Annotated in this window: 17 protein-coding genes; 8 read left to right on the forward strand and 9 right to left on the reverse strand. The window is 70.1% G+C overall.

The features are described 5' to 3' along the window. Positions 1-416 precede the first annotated feature (416 nt). Positions 417-3,929, forward strand: a complete 3,513-nt coding sequence (gene dnaE / locus CIW48_RS04250) for a DNA polymerase III subunit alpha (protein ID WP_149309378.1) — start codon at positions 417-419, stop codon at positions 3,927-3,929. Between the two features lie 388 nt (positions 3,930-4,317). Then, positions 4,318-5,619 (forward strand): Nramp family divalent metal transporter, encoded by a 1,302-nt coding sequence (locus tag CIW48_RS04255; RefSeq protein WP_149309380.1) that lies wholly within the window; start codon positions 4,318-4,320, stop codon positions 5,617-5,619. Between the two features lie 24 nt (positions 5,620-5,643). On the opposite strand, the gene CIW48_RS04260 is transcribed toward CIW48_RS04255, so the two are convergent. Continuing rightward, positions 5,644-6,267: a hypothetical protein gene (locus tag CIW48_RS04260; RefSeq protein ID WP_149309382.1), complete on the reverse strand. Its 624-nt coding sequence runs from the start codon at positions 6,265-6,267 to the stop codon at positions 5,644-5,646. A gap of 175 nt (positions 6,268-6,442) precedes the next feature. Here CIW48_RS04260 and CIW48_RS33110 point away from each other — a divergent pair, with 175 nt between their 5' ends. After that, complete coding sequence (locus CIW48_RS33110; protein WP_173009175.1) at positions 6,443-6,586, forward strand: hypothetical protein; 144 nt, start codon at positions 6,443-6,445, stop codon at positions 6,584-6,586. Between the two features lie 156 nt (positions 6,587-6,742). Here CIW48_RS33110 and CIW48_RS04265 read toward each other — a convergent pair whose 3' ends face one another. Together CIW48_RS04265 and CIW48_RS04270 are read right to left on the reverse strand one after the other, a co-directional pair. Then, positions 6,743-7,438, reverse strand: coding sequence for a gamma-glutamylcyclotransferase (locus CIW48_RS04265; RefSeq protein ID WP_149309384.1), 696 nt, complete (start codon positions 7,436-7,438; stop codon positions 6,743-6,745). A gap of 19 nt (positions 7,439-7,457) precedes the next feature. Further along, positions 7,458-7,850: a hypothetical protein gene (locus CIW48_RS04270; protein ID WP_149309386.1), complete on the reverse strand. Its 393-nt coding sequence runs from the start codon at positions 7,848-7,850 to the stop codon at positions 7,458-7,460. Positions 7,851-8,005: 155 nt separating this feature from the next. On the opposite strand from CIW48_RS04270, the gene recO reads away from it, so the two are divergent. Next, a complete protein-coding gene (gene recO / locus CIW48_RS04275) occupies positions 8,006-8,725 on the forward strand; it encodes a DNA repair protein RecO (RefSeq protein WP_091777027.1) in 720 nt (239 codons plus the stop codon). 199 nt (positions 8,726-8,924) lie between these two features. Next, on the forward strand, positions 8,925-11,171 hold the full coding sequence (gene parC / locus CIW48_RS04280) for a DNA topoisomerase IV subunit A (RefSeq protein WP_149309388.1): 2,247 nt from the start codon (positions 8,925-8,927) through the stop codon (positions 11,169-11,171). Positions 11,172-11,336: 165 nt separating this feature from the next. Here the strand turns inward: parC and CIW48_RS04285 are convergent, their stop codons facing one another. The 3 genes from CIW48_RS04285 to gltX all read right to left on the reverse strand — a co-directional run bounded on the left by CIW48_RS04285 (position 11,337) and on the right by gltX (position 15,254). Next, a complete protein-coding gene (locus tag CIW48_RS04285) occupies positions 11,337-12,242 on the reverse strand; it encodes an AlkA N-terminal domain-containing protein (protein ID WP_149309390.1) in 906 nt (301 codons plus the stop codon). Between the two features lie 52 nt (positions 12,243-12,294). Continuing rightward, positions 12,295-13,584, reverse strand: a complete 1,290-nt coding sequence (gltA, locus tag CIW48_RS04290) for a citrate synthase (protein WP_091777033.1) — start codon at positions 13,582-13,584, stop codon at positions 12,295-12,297. A 242-nt stretch (positions 13,585-13,826) separates the two neighbouring features. Further along, the gene (gene gltX, locus CIW48_RS04295; RefSeq protein WP_091777035.1) at positions 13,827-15,254 is read right to left on the reverse strand and encodes a glutamate--tRNA ligase; all 1,428 of its coding nucleotides are present in this window, start codon (positions 15,252-15,254) and stop codon (positions 13,827-13,829) included. A 194-nt stretch (positions 15,255-15,448) separates the two neighbouring features. On the opposite strand from gltX, the gene CIW48_RS04300 reads away from it, so the two are divergent. Further along, a complete protein-coding gene (locus tag CIW48_RS04300; RefSeq protein ID WP_149309392.1) occupies positions 15,449-17,740 on the forward strand; it encodes a ComEC/Rec2 family competence protein in 2,292 nt (763 codons plus the stop codon). Here the strand turns inward: CIW48_RS04300 and lexA are convergent. Continuing rightward, positions 17,734-18,459, reverse strand: a complete 726-nt coding sequence (gene lexA / locus CIW48_RS04305) for a transcriptional repressor LexA (protein ID WP_149309704.1) — start codon at positions 18,457-18,459, stop codon at positions 17,734-17,736. The genes CIW48_RS04300 and lexA overlap by 7 nt on opposite strands. A 247-nt stretch (positions 18,460-18,706) precedes the next feature. Between lexA and CIW48_RS04310 the strand changes: the two genes are divergently transcribed. Further along, positions 18,707-19,156 carry a hypothetical protein gene (locus CIW48_RS04310; RefSeq protein ID WP_149309394.1) on the forward strand — a complete coding sequence of 150 codons (450 nt, stop codon included), beginning with the start codon at positions 18,707-18,709 and terminating at the stop codon, positions 19,154-19,156. Between the two features lie 7 nt (positions 19,157-19,163). Here the strand turns inward: CIW48_RS04310 and CIW48_RS04315 are convergent, their stop codons facing one another. After that, positions 19,164-19,379: a hypothetical protein gene (locus CIW48_RS04315; RefSeq protein ID WP_012318997.1), complete on the reverse strand. Its 216-nt coding sequence runs from the start codon at positions 19,377-19,379 to the stop codon at positions 19,164-19,166. 344 nt (positions 19,380-19,723) lie between these two features. On the opposite strand from CIW48_RS04315, the gene fae reads away from it, so the two are divergent. Then, positions 19,724-20,263: a formaldehyde-activating enzyme gene (fae, locus tag CIW48_RS04320; protein WP_012318995.1), complete on the forward strand. Its 540-nt coding sequence runs from the start codon at positions 19,724-19,726 to the stop codon at positions 20,261-20,263. 37 nt (positions 20,264-20,300) lie between these two features. Here fae and CIW48_RS04325 read toward each other — a convergent pair whose 3' ends face one another. Further along, positions 20,301-20,765, reverse strand: coding sequence for a hypothetical protein (locus tag CIW48_RS04325; protein WP_149309396.1), 465 nt, complete (start codon positions 20,763-20,765; stop codon positions 20,301-20,303). Between the last annotated feature and the right edge of the window lie 16 nt (positions 20,766-20,781).

Genomic DNA, 20,781 nt, shown 5'->3' on the forward strand with positions numbered 1-20,781 from the left:
GACACTTTTTACTTTACCGAAAGAACGGAGCCCATCTGCGGCCCAATCACTCTTCCATCAGAACAAAACATGAACATACTGGGACCGGAACACGGGAGGCAGGTCGATGCTGAAACGGATGGTCCTGACCGGAATGGTCGAGTTCATGGCCTTCGGGCTGTTGTTCGCGGCGGTCGGCGCCTGGGCGATAGCCTTGGCACCGGTTCGTTAGCCGGATTTTTCCAAAGCCCGCCCAGTTCCCATCGCGGACGGGTTATGCACAGGCGATCGGCCCTGCGATGCCGATTGTCCACAGGGCCTGTGCGAAGTGGTGTTTCCCGGACACGACCGGTGGATATCGTCTCGCGGCGGCCCGGCGCACGTCGACTTGGAGCCGGGGAGCGGGGATGCTGGCCGGCCCCGGAACAAGGTCGGCCATGCCACGCCAGCTCAAGGAGGTCGGATTCGTCCACCTCCATGTCCACTCGTCCTATTCCCTCCTCGAAGGGGCGCTGAAGGTCGGCTCCCTGATCAAATCGGCAGTCGCCGACAGGCAGCCGGCGCTCGCCCTGACCGACACCAACAACCTGTTCGGCGCGCTCGAGTTCTCCGAGAAGGCGGCCGGGGAGGGCATCCAGCCGATCGCCGGGGTGCAGCTCTCGGTGGCGTTCGAGGCTGCCGATCCGCACCAACGGCAGGCGCCGACGAGCCACGGCATCGTGCTCCTCGCCCAGGACGAGACCGGCTACGCCAACCTGCTGCGGCTGGCGAGCCGCGCCTATTTCGATACCGCGCTCGGCGAGTCCCCCCGGCTCGACGCGGCGGCGCTCGCGGGATCCTCGGATGGGATCATCGCGCTCACAGGCGGGATGGCGGGGCCCCTTGACACAGCGTTCCGGACCGGGCGGCCCGAACTGGCGCTCAGCCGCCTGAAGCGGCTCAAGGAGACCTTCGGCGAGGACCGGCTCTACGTCGAGATCCAGCGCCACGGCCTGCCGGAGGAGGGGCGGATCGAGACCGCGCTCCTCGATCTCGCGGGCCGCCACGGCCTCGGGATCGTGGCGACCAACGAGCCCTACTTCGCCAAGCCCGACGATTACGACGCGCATGATGCGCTGCTCGCGATCGCGGAGGGCCGCCTCGTCTCGGACGAGCGCCGCCGCCGTCTGACGCCGAGCCATGCCTTCAAGACCCGGGCCGAGATGGCCGAGCTGTTCCGCGACCTGCCGGACGCGCTCCAGGCCACTGTCGAGATCGCCATGCGCTGCGCCGTCCGGGCGCGGACACGCAAGCCGATCCTGCCGAATTTCGGCGCCGTTGCGGCAAGCGAGAAGCCCCCGATGGCGGACGCCCTGGCGGCGGGGTCCGGCGTGCAGGCCGTCTCGGCCGACGAGCCGACCGAGCTGCGCCGGCAGGCCGAGGCCGGGCTGGAGCTGCGCCTGAAGCAGCACGGCACGGCGCCGGGCTTCTCGGAGGAGGATTACCGAAAGCGCCTTGCCTTCGAGCTCGACGTCATCGTCAAGATGAAGTTCCCGGGTTACTTCCTGATCGTCTCGGACTTCATCAAGTGGGCCAAGGACCACGACATCCCGGTGGGTCCGGGCCGCGGCTCGGGCGCGGGCTCGCTGGTGGCGTGGTCGCTGCTGATCACCGATCTCGACCCGCTCCGTTTCGGCCTGCTGTTCGAGCGCTTCCTCAACCCCGAGCGCGTCTCGATGCCGGATTTCGACATCGACTTCTGCGTCGAGGGCCGCGAGCGCGTGATCCGCTACGTGCAGCAGCGCTACGGCGAGGGGCAGGTCGGGCAGATCATCACCTTCGGTACGCTGCTCGCCCGCGGCGTGCTGCGCGATGTCGGCCGCGTCCTCGAGATGCCCTACGGGCAGGTCGACAAGCTGACCAAGCTGGTGCCGCAGAACCCGGCGAACCCCGTGACGCTCGCTCAGGCGATCGAGGGCGAACCCAAGCTCCAGCAGGCCATGGAGGAGGAGCCGATCGTCGGCCGGCTCATCGACATCGCCAAGAAACTCGAAGGCCTGCACCGCCACGCCTCCACCCACGCCGCTGGCGTGGTGATCGGCGACCGGCCGCTGGAGGAGCTGGTCCCGCTCTACCGAGACCCGAAGACCGGCATGCGGGTCACCCAGTTCAACATGAAGTGGGTCGAGCAGGCGGGGCTGGTGAAGTTCGACTTCCTGGGCCTCAAGACCCTCACCATGCTGCGCTGCTGCACCGATCTGCTGAAGCAGCGCGGCATCGAGATCGATCTCGCGAGCCTGCCGCTCGACGACCCGAACACCTACGGACCCATGGGCCGGGGCGAGACGGTCGGCGTGTTCCAGGTGGAATCGGCCGGCATGCGCAAGGCGCTCTGCGAGATGCAGGCCGACCGGCTGGAGGACATCATCGCCCTGGTGGCGCTCTACCGGCCGGGCCCGATGGCCAACATCCCGGTCTATTGCGAGCGCAAGCTCGGCCGCGACGCCGGCAACGAGGCGTCCTGGTACCCGGATCCGAAGCTGGAGCCGATGCTGAAGGAGACCTTCGGCATCATCGTCTACCAGGAACAGGTGATGGAGATCGCCAAGGTGCTGGCCGGCTACTCGCTCGGCGAGGCCGACATGCTCCGGCGCGCCATGGGCAAGAAGATCCGCGCCGAGATGGACGCGCAGCGCGACCGGTTCCTGAAGGGCTGCACCGAGCGCGGCCTGACCAAGGCGAAGGCCAACGAGATCTTCGACCTGCTCGCCAAGTTCGCCGATTACGGCTTCAACAAGAGCCACGCGGCGGCCTACGCGCTGCTGACCTACCAGACCGCCTACCTGAAGGCGAACTACCCGGTCGAGTTCCTGGCGGCCGCCATGACGCTCGACATCGACAATACCGACAAGCTCGCCGAATTCCGCCAGGACGCGCAGCGCCTCAAGATCATTGTCGAGCCGCCCTCGATCAACACCTCCGGTGAGGTGTTCGAGGTGCGCGACGGCAAGATCTTCTACGCGCTCGCCGCCATCAAGGGCGTCGGCCGCGAGGCGGTGCGGGCGCTGGTGGAGGCCCGCGGCGACCGGCCGTTCAAGGATCTGGCCTGCCTCGCCCGCCGGCTGAATCCCCGGATGATCAACAAGCGTACCCTGGAGAGCCTCGTCCAGGCCGGCGCCCTCGACTGCATCGAGCCGGACCGGGCACGCGCCTTTGCGGCGGTGGAGCCGATGATGAAGCTCGCCGCCAGCGCGGCGGAAGCCGAGTCCACGGGCGTCACCGATATGTTCGGCGGCGTGGTGGCGGACGACGTCTCGCTCCGGATCCCGCCCCACGAGATCTGGCCCATGGCCGACACGTTGAAGCGCGAATACGCGGCGATCGGGTTCTTCATCTCGGGCCACCCGCTCGACGAGTACGGCGACCTGCTCGACAAGCTGCGGGTGCAGAGCTGGGCAGATTTCTGCCGCGCGGTACGGGCCGGAACCTCGAGCGTCGGCCGGGTAGCGGCCTCGGTGCTCGACCGGGCGGAGCGGCGCACCAAGACCGGCAACAAGATGGGCATCGTCACCCTCTCGGACCGGACCGCGCATTTCGAAGCGATCATCTTCTCCGAGGGGCTCGCCCAGTACCGTGACATCCTCGAACCGGGCCGGCCCCTGGTGCTCCAGCTCCAGGCGAACCTGGAGGGCGAGGACGTGCGCGCCCGGATCCTCACCGCCGAGCCCCTCGATCAGGCGGTGGCCCGCCACCAGAAGGGCATCCGCATTCATCTCAGCGACCCGCGCGGTGTCGCCCCCGTGCAGCAGCGTCTGTCGATGCGGGGCGAGAGCGAGGTGTCGCTGATCCTCAAGCTCGACGGCGGCGGACGCGAGGTGGAGATCCGGCTGCCCGGCAAGTTCCAGGCGAGTCCGGCACTGGCCGGCCAGCTCCGGACCGTGCCGGGGGTGGTGCAGGTGGAGGTGAGCTGAGGGGCGGTGCAGAAGCCGCTCCTACTCTGTGACCTGCGCGAAGCAACCCGGGGCGGCGCCAAGTCGAGGAGCGTAGCGCTCCGGGATGGCGTCGCTCCGCGCGCAGGGACGATGGAAAGCCGGGGAGTCTGCGGCAGCCTGGCAGAGCCTGCTCCGCCGCGGTGGAGACCGGGTCGGTGGCGGATGCGCGCCCGAGCGGGTGCTGGAACCGAGCGGCTCCAACGCGAACACGCGCGGTTCCAGCACCCGGAGCAGGCCAGCACCGCAAGTCCGCCCCGCATCCCGCGCGCTCGCCGCGTGCGGACCTGGGATCGGGGTGCGGATGTCTGACTGAGAACACTCCCAAGCCCGTCCGGTTGGATCTCTGCGCACCTTGCGACGAGGTTCCATGGACCAGCCACGCCCGAAGCCTGAGATCGACGCCCCGGACCAGCGGCCCAGGGGTGGGAGCCTGCTTCACGCCCTGGGCACCGGGGTGATCACCGGCGCCGCCGACGACGATCCCTCCGCCATCGGCACCTATGCCAGCGCCGGCGCCAAATTCGGCCTGCTGTTCCTCTGGATCGCCCCCGTCGTCCTGCCGATGATGGTGGTGGTCGTCTACGTCTCGGCCAAGCTCGGGCAGGTCTACGGCAAGGGCCTGTTCGCGGCGGTCCGCGACCGCTACCCGCGCTGGATCCTCTACCCGGTGGTGCTAGGCGCCTTCACCGGCAACGTGATCGAGGCGGCAGCCAATCTCGGCGGGATCGGCGCGGCCCTGAACCTGCTGGTGCCGGTGCCGATCCCCATCATCGTCGTCGGCGCCGCCGCAGCGATCCTCGGCTTTCAGATCTTCGGTTCCTACGCGCTCCTGCGCGACATCTTCCGCTGGCTGGCACTCGCCCTGTTCGCCTACGTGGCAGCCGCGATCCTGGCCAAGCCCGACCCCGTCGCGGTTCTGCGCAGCACATTCGTGCCGCAGGTCCGCTTCGATGCCGAGTTCCTGTCGATGATCGTCGCCTGCATCGGCACTTCGCTCTCGGCCTACATCTACACGTGGCAGTCGAACCAGGAGGTCGAGGAGGAGATCGCGCAGGGGCGCCATACGGTGCGGCAGCGCAAGGGCGCGACCGACGCAGAGCTGCGCAAAACCCGCCGGGACGTGGTGATCGGGATGCTATTCTCGAATCTGATCCTCTACGCCATCCTCCTGTCCACGGGCGCAACGCTCCATCAGGCGGGGCAGACCGAGATCGAGAGCGCCGCCCAGGCCGCCGCCGCGCTGGAGCCGCTGGCGGGTCCGGGCGCGAAGTATCTCTTCGCGCTGGGCATCGTCGGGGTCGGCTTCCTGGCGGTGCCGGTGATGACGACGGGCGCGGCCTACGACCTCGTGCAGGGGATCGGCCGGGACGGCAGCCTCCACGCCCGACCGAGGGAAGCGAAGCTGTTCTACGGCACGATCGCGGCCGTGACGGTGGCGGCGGTGGGGCTGAACTTCCTCGGCTTCAACCCGATGCGGGCGCTGGTCTGGTCCGGCATCGTGCAGGGCTTCTCGGTGCCGCCGCTCCTGCTGCTGCTGATGCTCATGACCAACGACCCAGCCGTGATGGGCGGCCGCATCAACGGTTGGCTGACGAACCTCCTGGGCTGGGCCACTACGGCGGTGACGTTCCTGGCCACGGTCTGCTTGGTCGTAACGTGGTTCTGGTGAGGTGCTGATCGTCCGCACATCCCCCTAGAACGGCGCCGCGAGGCAGCCGCCGAGCGCATTCTTCAACGCAGCCGCGTCGGCCTCCGTCACCGTGAACACCGCCGTCAGGGCCGGATCTCCGGAGCGCGGGCTCGCCTGCGTCCAAGTGAGCCTGGTGCCGGGCTGGGTGAGGGCTTGGGCGACCCCGCGCAGGGGATCCTCGCCTCGGCGTGCTCCGGTTACCGTCAGGGTGAAGCCCGCCTCCCGTCCGGTCGCCGCGCCCTGGACCGGCATGCGCACGGAGCGCACGCTGCCGGCGCTCGAAACCAGGATCCCGGTGAGGGGTGTCTCGCTATCGGAGCCCGCAAGGCCAGCGAAGTCGAAGCGCGGCGCCAGTTCGGCGAAGCGCGGCACCGTCAGCGCAGCCGAGAGGCCCGAACCGGCCGGCTCGCAGGCGATGCGCAGGGTCGCCGGGCGCTGGTCCGTCCCCAGGTCGGCGGCGCCGGACAGGTCCGCGCCGCCTCCGGGCGCCCGGGCTACGCCGGCCAGCAGCGGCGTCTGCCCAGTGAGGATATCGGAAAGCCTGTCTCCGCGGCTCAGGGGCCCCGCGAGGAAGCCCGCCGCCGCGATGACCACGACCGCGAGGGCCACGCCGATCCGGAGCCGCATTCCATCCTCCACCCGTGGCTGTCCAGGGCCGGCGGCATAGACGATCGCTGCCCCGCCGCAACCCTTCCTTCACCACGTCGGCAGGAAACGGGGCGCACCCGCACCGATGTGCATTGCAGCAACTCCGTAAAAACCGATCGATCCTATGCACGCTCGCTCAAGCTTGAGCGTCGCCATGCGCACGAAGATCCTGCTCGCCCTTACCCTTTTGGTCTACGTCACCACCGGCCGCGCCCCCGGCATCCGGGAGCCGCGCAACCCGGATACGGAGCACGCCGGCGGACGTGTCGTGATCGCAATGAAGCGGGCCTGGGCCTGAGCGGGTTCTGATGTCGGTTAAAGCCTTGGGCGGATGCAGGCCGCCCCGTAATCGCGAGCGCAGCCAGGGCAGCGCGATATCGACGAGCGTGGCGCCGCTGGATTGCTGCCCTGCGCTCACAGGGCGGGGCGCCGCATCCGTCAGCGAGAGACGTGATCACGCCCCCGGTGCGCAGGCCCTGAGCCGCGCGGCCACCAACGCCTGGAGGCTCCAGAGATGCCGGTCGCGGATGCCGAGGCGCTCGCAGGCCTCCACGGTCCGGAACAGGTATTCGGCGCTCGGTCCCTTATGTCCGCAGGCGGCGGCGATCTTCTCGGCGATCTCCGCATCGGAGAGGCGGCCGGCGTAGCGGTCGCTGGCGCGGTTGGCCAGGAAGGTCAGCGCCGAGACGGTCCCGGCCTCGGTGGCGACCGGCAGCCAGCGGGCGACATAGCCGCGGCCGCGCATCTCCCGCCGCCAGACCGGCATCAGCGCCTCGCGGATCTCCATGCCGGGCAGGCGGAAGGCGACGCCCCGGCACAGACCGCCGCGGTCCAGCGCCAGGACGAAGCCCGGCCGCTCCGGCGTCCCGCGGAAGCGGCGCTGGAGCAGGCAGAACCGGCGGTGGAAACCCCGCACCGTGCCGATCCGGCGCTCGGCGACCGCGAATTCCGGATTCCACATCAGCGAGCCGTAGGCGAAGACCCAGAGGTCGCTGCCCTCGCGCCCGGCGACGATTGCATCGAGTCCCGGGCGCAGTTCCGCATCGCTCAGCACGGCGAGGGCGTTCGGGTCGTCGGGCACCGGGACCGAATGGGCGCGGGCGATCAGGTCGAGGCTGAGGTCCAGGGTTCGGGCGGGGGCGTGAGGCATGGGCCTCAACGCGGAGGGCTCAGGGCTTGTTGCCCAAAGCGTCCAGCTCGGGGAAAGGCCGGGTCCGGTGCCCGGTACAGACCTCGTCGTCGTCGAGCACCGTGAGCCGGTCGGCCGCGTAGCGCAAGGTAACCTTCGGCCGCTCGGGCTTGCCGAAGGTCCGGCCGTACATCCGACCCGACACACAATAGATCATCTGGCCGCCATCCTCGATTGGCCCCGCAATTCGGCTGCCTTCGAACCGCACCGGCAAGAGCGAGACCGAGCCGAACGCCACCTGCTTGAGCGCCAGCGCGGCGATCCGCTGGAGGAGGGCCGGGGACGGCACATCCCCAGACGCGGGCTTCGGTGCCGCCTGCGCACCGAGGCTGGCGAGGGCAAAGAGAACGGCGAGAGCGGCGCGGGGCGGCATCGGTCATCGCTACCCGGCCAAGGCTACCTGAGGCTGGCCATCACGCCTGCGGCGCCGGACGTCGCAACTCCCTATATGAGGAGCCCCAGCGGAACGCGCCCGTCGCGCGCCGCACCCGTCCCATCCCAACCTCTCACTTCAAGACGCGACGCGCGATGCAATGGACCGACGACGCCCTGGTGCTCGGCCTGCGCCGGCACGGGGAGACCGGCGTCATCCTGGAGGCGATGACCGAAGCCCACGGGCGCCATCTCGGCCTCGTGCATGGCGGGCGCTCGCGCCGGATGCAGCCGGTGCTGCAGCCCGGCAACCGGGTGCGGCTGACGTGGCGGGCACGCCTCGACGAGGGCCTCGGCTCCTACGTGGTGGAGCCCCTCGAGTCCCAGGTCTCGCGGCTGATCGAATCGAGCCTCGCCCTCTACGGCCTGGGCCACATGGCCGCCCTGCTGCGGCTCCTCCCCGAGCGCGATCCGCATCCGGCGCTCTACGAGGCGGCAGGGATCCTCGTGGAGCACCTCGACGACCCGGCCATCGCGCCGCCTCTGATGGTGCGCTTTGAACTGGCGATCCTGTCGGAACTCGGCTTCGGCCTCGACCTGACCGCCTGCGCGGCCACCGGCGGCAACGACGCGCTGGCCTATGTCTCGCCCAAGAGCGGCCGGGCGGTCAGCGCCTCGGCGGGCGAGCCCTACCGGGACCGTCTGCTGGCGCTCCCAACCTTCCTGCATGCCGGCGGATCCCCGGGTCCGGATGGCGTTGCACAAGGGTTTACCTTGACGGGGTACTTCCTCGACCGGCACGTCTGGGGTCCCCGCGGCCTCGGGCCGCCCGAGGAGCGGGCGCGATTCGTTGCGCTTGGCCGCGAGGCCGAGTAATGTTCGCATTATGTTCTAGATGTGCCCGGCCGTCATTCCGGGGCGCCGCAGGCGGGTCCGGAACCCAGAGCCGCCCCTCGACGGATGAACGCGGCGCCATCCGCCCGGTCCGGGGAGCTGGACGGGTCCCGATTCCGGGTTCCGCTGCGCGGCCCCGGAATGACGGGGCGCGTACGAGATGTTGAACTGAGGAGCCGTCATGGGCCATCCCTTCGAGCCGCCGTCCGGCGACGGGATCGAGAGCGTCGAGCTGAAATCCGCGCTGGAGGAGCGCTACCTCGCCTACGCGCTCTCCACGATCATGCACCGGGCGCTCCCGGATGCCCGCGACGGGCTGAAGCCGGTGCACCGGCGCATCCTTTACGGGATGCGGCTGCTCCGTCTCGATCCGACCACGGCGCACAAGAAATGCGCCAAGATCGTCGGCGACGTGATGGGCGATTTCCACCCCCACGGCGACCAGGCGATCTACGACGCGCTGGTGCGTCTGTCTCAGGACTTCGCCCAGCGCTACCCGCTGGTCGATGGCCAGGGCAACTTCGGCAACATCGACGGCGACGGACCGGCGGCCTACCGCTACACCGAGGCGCGGCTCACCGAGGTCGCACGGCTGCTGCTCGACGGGATCGACGAGGACACGGTCGATTTCCGGCCCTCCTACAACGGTGAGAAGGAGGAGCCGATCGTTCTGCCGGCGGCCTTCCCGAACCTCTTGGCCAACGGCAGCCAGGGCATCGCGGTCGGCATGGCGACCTCGATCCCGCCGCACAACGCCGCCGAGCTGTGCGACGCGGCGCTCTACTTGATCAACCATCCCGAGGCGACGTCGGGACAGCTCGCCAAGTTCGTCCAGGGGCCGGATTTCCCCACCGGCGGCATCCTGGTGGACTCGGCCGAGTCGATCGCCGAGGCCTACCGGACCGGGCGCGGCGCCTTCCGGGTCCGCGCCCGCTGGGCCAAGGAGGATCTCGGCCGCGGCACCTGGAACATCGTCGTCACCGAGATCCCCTACGGCATCCCGAAGGGCCGGCTGATCGAGAAGATGGCCGAGCTGCTGCAGGAGAAGAAGCTGCCGCTGCTCGCCGACGTGCGCGACGAGTCGGCCGAGGACGTGCGCGTGGTGCTGGAGCCGCGCTCGCGCACGGTCGATCCGGTGATCCTGATGGAATCGCTGTTCCGGCTCACGGAACTCGAGACCCGGATCCCGCTCAACCTCAACGTCCTGGTCGGCGGCCTCGTGCCGAAGGTGATCGGGCTCGCCGAGTGCCTGCGCGAGTGGGTCGACCACCGCCGCGTGGTGCTGCAGCGCCGCTCGCGCTACCGCCTCGGCCAGATCGATCGCCGCCTGGAGATCCTGGGCGGCCTGCTCATCGTCTATCTCGACCTCGACGAGGTGATCCGCATCATCCGCGAGGAGGACGAGCCGAAGAACGCCCTCATGGCCCGGTTCAAGCTGACCGAGCTCCAGGCCAACGCCATCCTCGACACCCGCCTGCGCTCACTGCGCAAGCTCGAGGAGATGGAGCTGAAGCGCGAGTTCGAGGCGCTCACCGCCGAGAAGGCCGAGATCGACGCCCTGCTCGCCTCCGAGCCGGCGCAGTGGAAGGCGATCCAGGCGCAGATCCGCGCCGTGAAGAAGACCTTTGGGCCCGAGACCAAGCTGGGCAAGCGCCGCACGACGCTGGCGAGCCCGCCGGATGTCGGCGGTATCGACTTCACGGCGGCTCTGGTCGAGCGCGAGCCGATCACCGTGATCGTCTCGACCAAGGGCTGGATCCGGGCTCTCAAGGGCCATGTCGCCGACCTGTCGGGCGTGGCCTTCAAGGGCGACGACACCCTGAAGATCGCCTTCCCGACCGAGACGACCCAGAAGATCCTGCTGCTCGCCACGAACGGCAAGGTCTTCACGCTGGAGGCCTCGAAACTGCCGGGCGGGCGCGGCTTCGGCGACCCGGTGCGGCTGATGGCCGATCTCGACGACGGCACCGAGATCGTGGCGGCGCTACCCTACCGGCCGGAGACGAAGCTGCTGATCGCGGGCTCCGACGGGCGCGGCTTCGTGGCGCCCGCCGACGCGCTCGTGGCCAATACCCGCAAGGGCAAGAACGTGCTCGGCCTCGACGGCGACGCCACCGCCGCCGTGCTGGTGCCGGCGGAGGGCGACCACGTGGCGGTGGTGAACACGGAAAAGCTGCTGCTGATCTTCCCAATCTCTGAGGTGGCCGAGCTTGCCCGCGGCAAGGGTGTCCGCCTCCAGCGCTGCCGCAGTGGCGGGCTCATCGACGCGCATGTGTTCAAGCTGGCCGACGGCCTTCCCTGGCAGGACGGCTCGCCGGAGGGCCGGCTCGCCAATGCGTCGGTGCTGGAGAAGTGGCTCGGCCACCGGGCGGAGGTTGGGCTGATGATGGCGCGCAGTTTCCCGAAATTCGAGCGGTTCGGGCGCTGAGCCGCGTTCTTCAATCTCTGGACGGTTTCCCTCCCCCCTCTGCGGGGGAGGGTGGAGCGCGAGGCCGCGCCTCAGCCACATCCGTCAACGATGAGTATCATCGCATCGACCGGGTCGCTTCGCTCACGATGAAAGCAGGGCAGAAGCAAAAAGTCGCAAACCCAGTCACCGCCTCTTCACAACCACTTCGTCCGCCGCCCAGAGGTGCTGGGCCGCGTAAGCGCGATATGGCCGCCACGCCTCGGCCCGAGCCAAGAGTTCAGCGGGGCTCGGCCGCCCGGTGCCGGTCTCCAGGGCCCGCAGCAGCCCGACATCGCCCACCGGCAGGGCGTCTGGCAGCTTGAGTGCCCGCATGGCGATGTACTGCGCGGTCCACGGCCCGATCCCGCGGATTGCCGTGAAGCGCAGAACCGCAGACTCCAGCGACTCGGCCGGGGCAAACAAGTCCGGATTGGCCAGCGCCGCCCCCGCGAGTGCCCGGATCGCCGCGCCGCGGGCCCGCGGCATGTTGAGCGCCAGGGCGACATCCGCCTCGACCAGCGCCGCCGGGTCCGGAAAGACGTGGGTCAGGCCGCCCACCGGGGCCGCGAGGGGCGTCCCGAATGCCGCGACCAGCTTGCCGGCGAGCCCGATCGCAGCCGCCACCGAGACCTGCTGGCCGAGGATCGCCCGGCAGCCGGTTTCGAACGGGTCCCAGGCGCCCGGCAGGCGCAGGCCCGGCCGCGCCGCGACCAGCGGAGCCAGGATCGGATCCGCAGTGAGGCACGCTGCAATGGCGGCCGGATCCGCGTCGCAATCGAACAGGCGGCGCAGGCGCTCGGCTACCGGGGAAGCGTGGACGGGATCGATGCCGCGCAGCGCGACGTGAAGGCGATCCCCCGCGGGCTCCACCGTCAGCAGCCCGTGCCGCTCAGCGACGCGGATCGTGCGCCTGTAGGCCGAGCCGTCAGGCGCAACCGACTCGATGCCGGTGATCGCGCGCTTGCCCAGGAAGGCGTGGATCGCCACCCAGTCGTAGGGCGGGTGGCAGGGGAGGCAGAGGCCGAACCCGTCCGGCGCCTCCACGAACACGCAGGGCGGCCTCTCGGCCGCCCCGTTGGTGTTCTCAGAGGACAGGTCCGCCTCAGCCGCGCTGATCCACCGCCACGTAGTCGCGCTGGGCCGGGCCGACGTAGAGCTGGCGCGGCCGGCCGATCTTCTGCGACGGGTCCTCGATCATCTCGGCCCACTGGGCGATCCAGCCCACCGTGCGCGCCACCGCGAACAGCACCGTGAACATGTCGGTGGGGAAGCCCATCGCCTTGAGGGTGATGCCCGAGTAGAAATCGATGTTCGGGTAGAGCTTCTTCTCGATGAAGTACTCGTCCTTGAGGGCGATCTGCTCCAGCTCCATGGCGACGTGGAGCAGCGGATCGTCGGTCTTGCCGAGCTCCTTCAGCACCTGGTGGGTGGTGCTCTGCATGATCCGGGCGCGCGGGTCGTAGTTCTTGTAGACCCGGTGACCGAAGCCCATCAGGCGGAACGGGTCGTTCTTGTCCTTGGCCTTGGCGACGTACTTGCCGACGTTCTCAGGCGTGCCGATCTCCATCAGCATCTTGAGCGCCGCCTCGTTGGCGCCGCCATGGGCCGGGCCCCACAGGCAGGCGATACCGGCCGCGATGCAGGCGAAGGGGTTGGCGCCGGACGAGCCCGCGAGCCGCACCGTCGAGGTCGAGGCGTTCTGCTCGTGGTCGGCATGCAGGATGAAGATCTTGTCGAGTGCCCGGGCGAAGACCGGGTTCACCTCGTACTCCTCGCACGGCACGGCGTAGCACATGCGCAGGAAGTTCGACGTGTAGTCGAGGTCGTTCTTCGGGTACACGAAGGGCTGACCGATCGAATACTTGTAGGCCATCGCCGCCAGCGTCGGCATCTTGGCGATCATGCGGATCGACGCGATCAGCCGCTGACTCTCGTCCGTGATGTCGGTGGAATCGTGGTAGAAGGCCGAGAGGGCGCCCACCGAGGCGACCATCACGGCCATCGGGTGCGCGTCGCGGCGGAAACCGGTGAAGAACCGGTTCATCTGGTCGTGCACCATGGTGTGGCGCGTGACCCGGTACTCGAAATCGGCCCGCTGGGGGGCGGTCGGCAGGGCGCCGAACAGCATCAGGTAGCAGGTCTCGAGGAAGTCGCCCTTCTCGGCAAGCTGCTCGATTGGGTAACCGCGGTAGAGCAGCACGCCCTCGTCGCCGTCGATGTAGGTGATCTTCGATTCGCAACTCGCCGTCGAGGTGAAGCCCGGGTCGAAGGTGAAGGCGCCGGTCTGGGCGTAGAGCTTGCCGATATCGATCACGTCCGGCCCGATCGTGCCGGATTTCACCGGCAGCTCGATCGACTTGCCGTCCACGGTGATGGTGCTGGGTGCGCTCATGGATCGTGGACCCTTCTCTGGCGACGTGGCGGATGCCGGCCTCGGGCTGCCCGAGCCGGTCCCGGGGGCCTGAGCACACGCATTATGCTGCGGGTGCTCACAGGCATGGGTTACCCAAACGGCACTGCAGCAGCAACGGGATCGGTGACATCCCGACCCCGACGCCAAGCGAATTCGTCAAGCAAATTCCACCAAGCGAAATCCGGGCCGGGGCGCAGGGTTCCCGGCTGCGCCCGGCGGCCTCAGCCCTGGGATGCCTGGTCGCCGAGGCGGGCCAGGGTCTCGTCCCGGCCGAGCACCGCCATCACGTCGAACAGGGGCGGGGAGGTGGTGCGGCCGGTCAGCGCCGCGCGCAGGGGCTGGGCCACCTGACCGAGCTTGCAGCCGGCCGCCTCGGCATATTGGCGCACGGCGCCCTCGGTGGCGGCCGCGCTCCAGTCCGGCAGCGCCTCCAGCGCCGGCCGCACGCCGGCGAGGCGGGCACGGCCCTCGTCGGAGAGCAGCGCGCGGGCCTTGTCGTCCAGTGCCAGGGGGCGCTGGGCGTAGAGATAGTAGGCGCTGTCGAGGAGTTCGATCAGGGTCTTCGCCCGCTCCTTCAGGCCGGGCATGGCCTCGGTGAGCTTGCCCTTGAGGTCCGGCTGCAACGGCGCCGACAGGCCGCGCTCGGGGCCGACATTGGGCAGGATGGTTTCGATCGCCGCCACGAGGTCGGCATCGGCGCTGGTGCGGATGTAGAGGCCGTTGAGATTGGCGAGCTTGGCGAAGTCGAACCGCGCCGCGGAGCGTCCCACCGCGCCGAGGTCGAAGGCCGCGATCATCTCCTCGGTGGAGAAGACCTCCTGGTCGCCGTGGCTCCAGCCCAGGCGCACGAGGTAGTTGCGGAGCGCCGCCGGCAGGTAGCCGAGATCGCGATAGGCCTCGACGCCGAGCGCGCCGTGGCGCTTCGAGAGCTTGGCTCCGTCCGCACCGTGGATCAGCGGGATATGGGCCATCCTGGGGACATCCCAGCCCAGGGCGGAAAAGATCTGGCTCTGGCGGGCCGCGTTGGTGAGGTGATCGTCGCCGCGGATGATCTGCGTGACGCCCATGTCGTGGTCGTCGACCACGACGGCGAGCATGTAGGTCGGCGTACCGTCGGAACGCAGGAGGACGAGGTCGTCGAGGTCCTTGTTGGCCCAGGTCACGCGGCCCTGGACGGCGTCCTCGACCACGGTCTCGCCCTCGGTCGGCGCGCGCAGGCGGATCACCGGCTTCACCCCGGCGGGGGCCTCGGACGGGTCGCGGTCGCGCCAGCGGCCGTCGTAGCGGGGTGCCCGCCCCTCCGCACGGGCGGTCTCCCGCATCTGCACCAGTTCCTCGGCGGTGGCGTAGCAATGATAGGCGCGGCCCGCGGCCAGCAACGCCTCGGCCACCGCGCGGTGGCGCTCTGCGCGGGCAAACTGGAAGACCACGTCGCCGTCCCAGTCGAGGCCGAGCCAGGAGAGGCCGTCGAGGATCGCGTCGATCGCGCCCTTGGTTGAGCGCTCGCGGTCGGTGTCCTCGATGCGCAGCAGCATGCGTCCGCCGGTGTGGCGGGCGTAGAGCCAGTTGAACAGCGCCGTGCGGGCCCCGCCGATATGCAGGTAGCCGGTGGGCGAGGGGGCGAAGCGCGTGACGACGGCTGAGGACATCGGTCCGGTATGTTCCGGGGCTGGTCGCGGACGGAGCGCGAAGGACGGCGAAGGGGCGGCGGAGCGGCGAGGGGCTCGACAGGGCGCCCGTAGCACGAAGCACCGGCTGTAGCACGGGCCAGCGGATGCGTTAAGAATCGCCCGAGGAATCGTCCGACCGCCGACGACAGGTCGCGCGGAGCGGGGTGACGGCGATGCGGCGGATCGGCGTGAGGCTGGCGGGAGGCGCGGTGGCGCTGGCCGCCCCCCGCGCGCGCGCCCGCCCGGTCATCCGTACCTGGGTGGCCGAGGGCATCGCCCGGGACGCCGAACAGCGCCGGCTGTTCCCCTGGTTGGCGGTGGCCTTCGGCGTCGGAATTCTGGTCCACTTCGTGGCGGCCGACGGCCCTCCGCTCCTGGCCGCTCCCCTGATCGGCGCAGCCCTCGCCCTGGCGTTGATCCCTGCCCTGCGCGCGCGGCCGGCGGCCCTGGCGCTCGCCCTCGGAGTGGCGGCCGCGTTCCTGGGCTTCGCGGCCGCGACCTGGCGGGTCTCGCAGGTCGCCGCCCCGATCCTCACACGCACCACCATCGGCCCGCTCGTCGGGATGGTCGAGGCCCTCGACGAGCGCGAGGTCGGCGCCCGGCTGGTGATCCGGGTCGAGAGCTTCGCCGGACTTGCCCCGGAGGTGCGGCCCGTCCGGGTGCGGGTCTCGTTCCGCAAGACGCCGATCCCGCGGCCCGGCGACGTCGTCGCCGCCACGGCCCGGCTGCTGCCGCCGCCTGAGGCCGCCCGGCCGGGCGGGTACGACTTCGCCCGGGATGCCTATTTCCAGGGGATCGGTGCGGTGGGCTCGTTGGTCGGCGCCGTCGCCGTCCGGCCGCCCTCCGAGCCATCGCCTCTCCGCCTGCGGCTCGCCGCGACGCTGGACGAGGCCCGCAACGGGCTGACTCGCCGGATCGCGGAAGCGGCCGGCGGCCAGGCCGGAGCGGTGGCGGCCGCCCTGGTGACGGGCAAGCGGGGACTGATCGGGCCGGCGACCAACGATGCGCTGCGCGCAGCCGGCATCTACCACGTGGTGTCGATCTCCGGTCTCCACATGGTGCTGGCCGCGGGCGTGGTGTTCTGGCTGGTGCGGGCGGCTCTCGCCCTGGTCCCGTACTGCGCGCTTCTCTGGCCGATCAAGAAGATCGCGGCCGGCTTCGCCATGCTGGGCGTCACCGCCTACTGCGCTTTCTCGGGCTGGGACATCGCGGCCGAGCGCTCGCTGATCATGACCCTGATCATGCTGGGTGCGATCCTGGTGGACCGGCCGGCCCTGTCGATGCGCAACCTCGCGCTGGCCGCACTGATCGCCCTGGCCCGGGAGCCGGAGGGCCTGCTCGGCCCGAGCTTCCAGATGTCCTTCGGTGCCGTGGCCGGGCTGATCGCCTGCGCGCGGCTGATCGACGGGCGGCTGTTCGTGCGCCCAGGGGCCGGCCGGATCGGGCGGCTCGTCGGCACCGGCCTCTCGGCGGTCGCCGGGACCCTGGCCACGACCCTGGTGGCGCAGATCGCGACCGCACCCTTCGCCACCTACCATTTCCAGACCGTCCAGCCCTTCGGGCTCGTCGGCAATGCCCTGACCCTGCCGCTCGTCTCACTGGTGGTGATGCCGTCGGCGGTGATCGGGATCCTGGCCTATCCCTTCGCCCTCGACCGGCCGATCTGGTGGCTGATGGGCCAGGCGGTGGGCGGCATGCTTGCCGTCTCCCACTGGATCGCCGGATTCGAGCGGGCGATCGTCGTCGTGCCGGCCTTCGGCACCGCGGCCCTGATCCTGCTGACCCTCGGCCTGCTGCTGGCGACGCTCCCGGCGTCCCGCCTGCGCTGGCTTGCCGTGCCGCCGCTCCTGTTCGGCCTCGTCCTCGCGGCCCGGCCGGACCGCTACGACCTCTACGTCGATCGACAGGGCGGGGGCGCTGCCGTGCGGGGGCCGGACGGCCGTCTCGCGGCCCTCGGCAGCCCCTCCGGCTTCGTCCTCGAACAATGGCTGAAGGCGGATGGCGACGGACGGCAGCCCGGGGCGCTGATCGTCCGTTCGGGCAGCGGCCGCTGCGACCGGCTCGGATGCACCGCGCGCCTGCCGGACGGAAGGGCGGTCGCCCTGGTGCGGGACCGGCGGGCCTTCCCGGAAGATTGCGCCCGCGCCGCGATCCTGATCACCGGCCTTACGGCGCCGCCGACCTGCACGGGCCCCTTGGTGATCGACCGGCGCGTTCTGGCCGCCCGCGGAGCGGTAGCCCTCCGGGCCGACGGCGAAGGCTTCACCGCCCGCTACACCCGAGCCGACGGCCGCGCCGTGCCCTGGCAACCGCGTTCGGTACACGGGCCGGGACCGCCGCAGCCGATCATCGCTGCGTCGGAAGGCGCCCACGCCCCGGAGGATGGGGCGGCAACGCCTCCGGAAGCCGATGCGCCAGGCGGGGACTTGGTCCCCGGCGACGCACCGACCGAGCCGCTTCAGTAGCGACGGACGAGGCTGACGAGGCGGCCCTGGATCTGGACCCGGTCGGGTCCGAGGACGCGGGTCTCGTAGGCCGGGTTGGCGGCCTCCAGGGCGATCGAGGAGCCGCGGCGGCGCAGGCGCTTGAGCGTCGCCTCCTCATCGTCGATCAGCGCCACGATGATGTCGCCGGTATTGGCGGTGTCCTGCTTGCGGATCACCACGAGGTCGCCGTCGAGGATGCCGGCCTCGACCATCGAGTCGCCGCGCACCTCAAGGGCGTAGTGCTCGCCGCCCGCCACGAAATCCGGCGACAGGGTGATGGCGTGGCTCTGATTCTGAATCGCTGAGACCGGCGTACCGGCCGCGATCCGGCCCATTACGGGAATCGAGATGGCGCGGCCGGCCTCGTCGATCATCCGCGTGCTGGCCGGTGCCGGTGGCTGCCTGGATTTGCCGCCCTCGACAACGCTCGGGGTGAAGCGGCGCGGCTCGGCCGGGACCGAGGACGGCGCCATCTGGCTGAGGCTCTCGGGAATGCGGATCACCTCGATGGCGCGCGCCCGATTCGGAAGGCGCCGGAGGAAGCCGCGCTCCTCCAGGGCCGTGATCAGCCGGTGGATGCCGGACTTCGACTTGAGATCGAGGGCGTCCTTCATCTCGTCGAAGGACGGCGGGACACCACATTCCTGCATCCGGCTCTGGATGAATCGCAGGAGGTCCAGCTGCTTGCGCGTGAGCATCGACGGGGGACTCGCGGCTTGGCGGACCGCCACGTGACGGTCTCCGAAACAAATCACGAACAGGTTAAACGTTCCGCAAGTGTTCCGCAAGATGGCACCGCCACGCTTGGCGCGTCGCGGCCAGCCGGCGGGAGAAGCCGAGAAACGCATTGACGGCATAAGCGGAGCCGTTTCAATGCATCGCGCTGCCCCGCCGGAAGGGCGGCGGATCCGGGGCGCGGGCAGGGACCCTCTTGGAATGACGAGGATGCGACGACCCGCAGCGCTTCTGCTCCTCGGCCTCGCTGCCCTCGGCTTGGCCGGCTGCACCACCGGGTTCTCCTACATCTCGCGCAACTACGTGGCGCTCACCCCACAGGTGGTGACGATCGGCTGCAAGGAGCCCTACGAGGTCTACGATAATCGGCAACTGCGCCGGATGCTGATCGTCTCCAACGCCCTGCGCGAATATACCGGCTGCAATTTGAGCGAGGTCCGGATCGATCCGGAGCCGGACGCGACCCGGGTGAAGCGCTTCCGCACCGCCGCCCGGGCCTATCTCGACGAGACCGTGCGCGAGGATTGTCGGATCACCGGCGAGTCCGTCTTCGATCCTCTGAAGACCGAGTTCGCCTACGCGTGCGATGCGCCGGTCGAGAAGCGCGGTTCCGTGGTGCCGCGTCTGCCGGGCCGCAATCCGGGCCTCGGCGCGCGCTGACCGGCCATCAGGCGCCCGGCTTCGGGAAGGTCCGTTCCGCCGCGTCACCGGCGGCGGCGAGCAGGGCGCGGGCGAAGGCCCGGGCCTCTGCCCGGTCGAGCACGATGGCGGCGGTGACCGGCGCGCCGCCGAGATCGGCGAGGGCGAGTTCCAGGCGCACCCCGTCGGGAACGGCGCTCGCCTGAAGGCTCCAGCCGGAGCCTCGATCCGTGCTCTCCGCCATCTTACGTTCCTCCCGCATGCCCCGGGGAAGCGCCGCAGGCCCCGCCGGAACGGCCCAGGCCCGGGACTGTTCCCGAGCCGCGCCCCGCGCTTCCCTGCCTCGCCTGTCGGCGTTCCTCAAGGCCGCAGGCCGCGGACGGGTGATGATGCGCGCCGATACGGATGACGGCGGTCGGGAGTGGCACCCGCCTTCCGGCCGGCCGACAGGGGGTCGACGCGGTCGCCGGGGATCACGATCGCCGGTGCGATGGCCAGCGTCCGCGACCGGGTTGGCCTGCTCCGAAGCGATTGACGCAAGCGCTCCGATGATGTCTCCCGCGGGCTCCGATCAGGTGGAGTTCGAACATGCAAGAGATCTGGTTCCGCGCGGGCGAGGCCACGGTGCTGGCGGCCGAGGGCCAGTACACCGACGCCATGCCGGAGGTGCTGATCGGCTCGGTGCGCGGGCCGGTGGGCCAGGCCTTCGCGTCGATGATGGGGCAGGTCCAGGGCCACACCCGGATGTTCGTGGTGCGCGACCTCAACCAGCTGGTGCGCCCGGCGACGATGATGACCACCAAGGCCACGATCCACACGGCCGAGTACGTCGAGCTCCTCGGCGGCGTGGTCCAGGCCGCCACCGGCGACGCGATCGTGGACTGCATCATCGAGGGCATCCTGCCCAAGGACGGGCTCGACGAGCTCTGCATGATCATCATGATCTGGCTCGACCCGCGCTGCGCCGAGGACGACAACCTCGACCAGAAGGATCTCTACCGGACGAACTACGAGGCGACGAAGCTCGCCATCGCCCGCGCCCTCAAGGGCGAGCCGACGGTGGACGAGCTGATCGCCAACCGGAAGACCGTGAAGCACTACGCGCTGGACGGCGTGATCGAGTACTGAGCGGGCGCGGCCCGCATCCTGCCGGATCGGGTTCGCCTCAACCCGGCGGGATGCGGCCCACCGAGCAGAGGGTGCGCATCGTGCTGCTGCCCGGGTCGGTGTAGCAGGAGGCCGACCAGCCGTTCTGCTGGATGAACGACTTGCGCCGCTCCGCCAGGGAGGTCCGGTAGGCGTTGGTGATGATCGGCTCGACGGTCGCGGCCGGCTCGCCGACGAGGATCTCGGAGGCCACCGACAGGTCGCGGAAGAAGGTCGTCGAGGGGGTCGGCTCGGCGGAGGTCGCCTGCACGATCGGCTCGGCCCGGCAGGTCACGTCGAACTTGATCGGGCCGGCCATGCGGATGTCGATGCTGGGGCCGGCGCGCTTGCCGACCCGGCCGCCGATCGCGCCGGCGATCTGGCGGGTGAGGTCGTCGCAGCTATCGGCCCGGGTGGCCTCCGCCAGGAGGGGCAGGGCCGCGCAGGCGGCGAGGAGGAGGCGCGGAACGGCGAAGCTCGACATCGCCGCACTCTACGCG

The sequence above is a fragment of the Methylobacterium sp. P1-11 genome, from assembly GCF_008329595.1.
GTDB lineage: Bacteria > Pseudomonadota > Alphaproteobacteria > Rhizobiales > Beijerinckiaceae > Methylobacterium.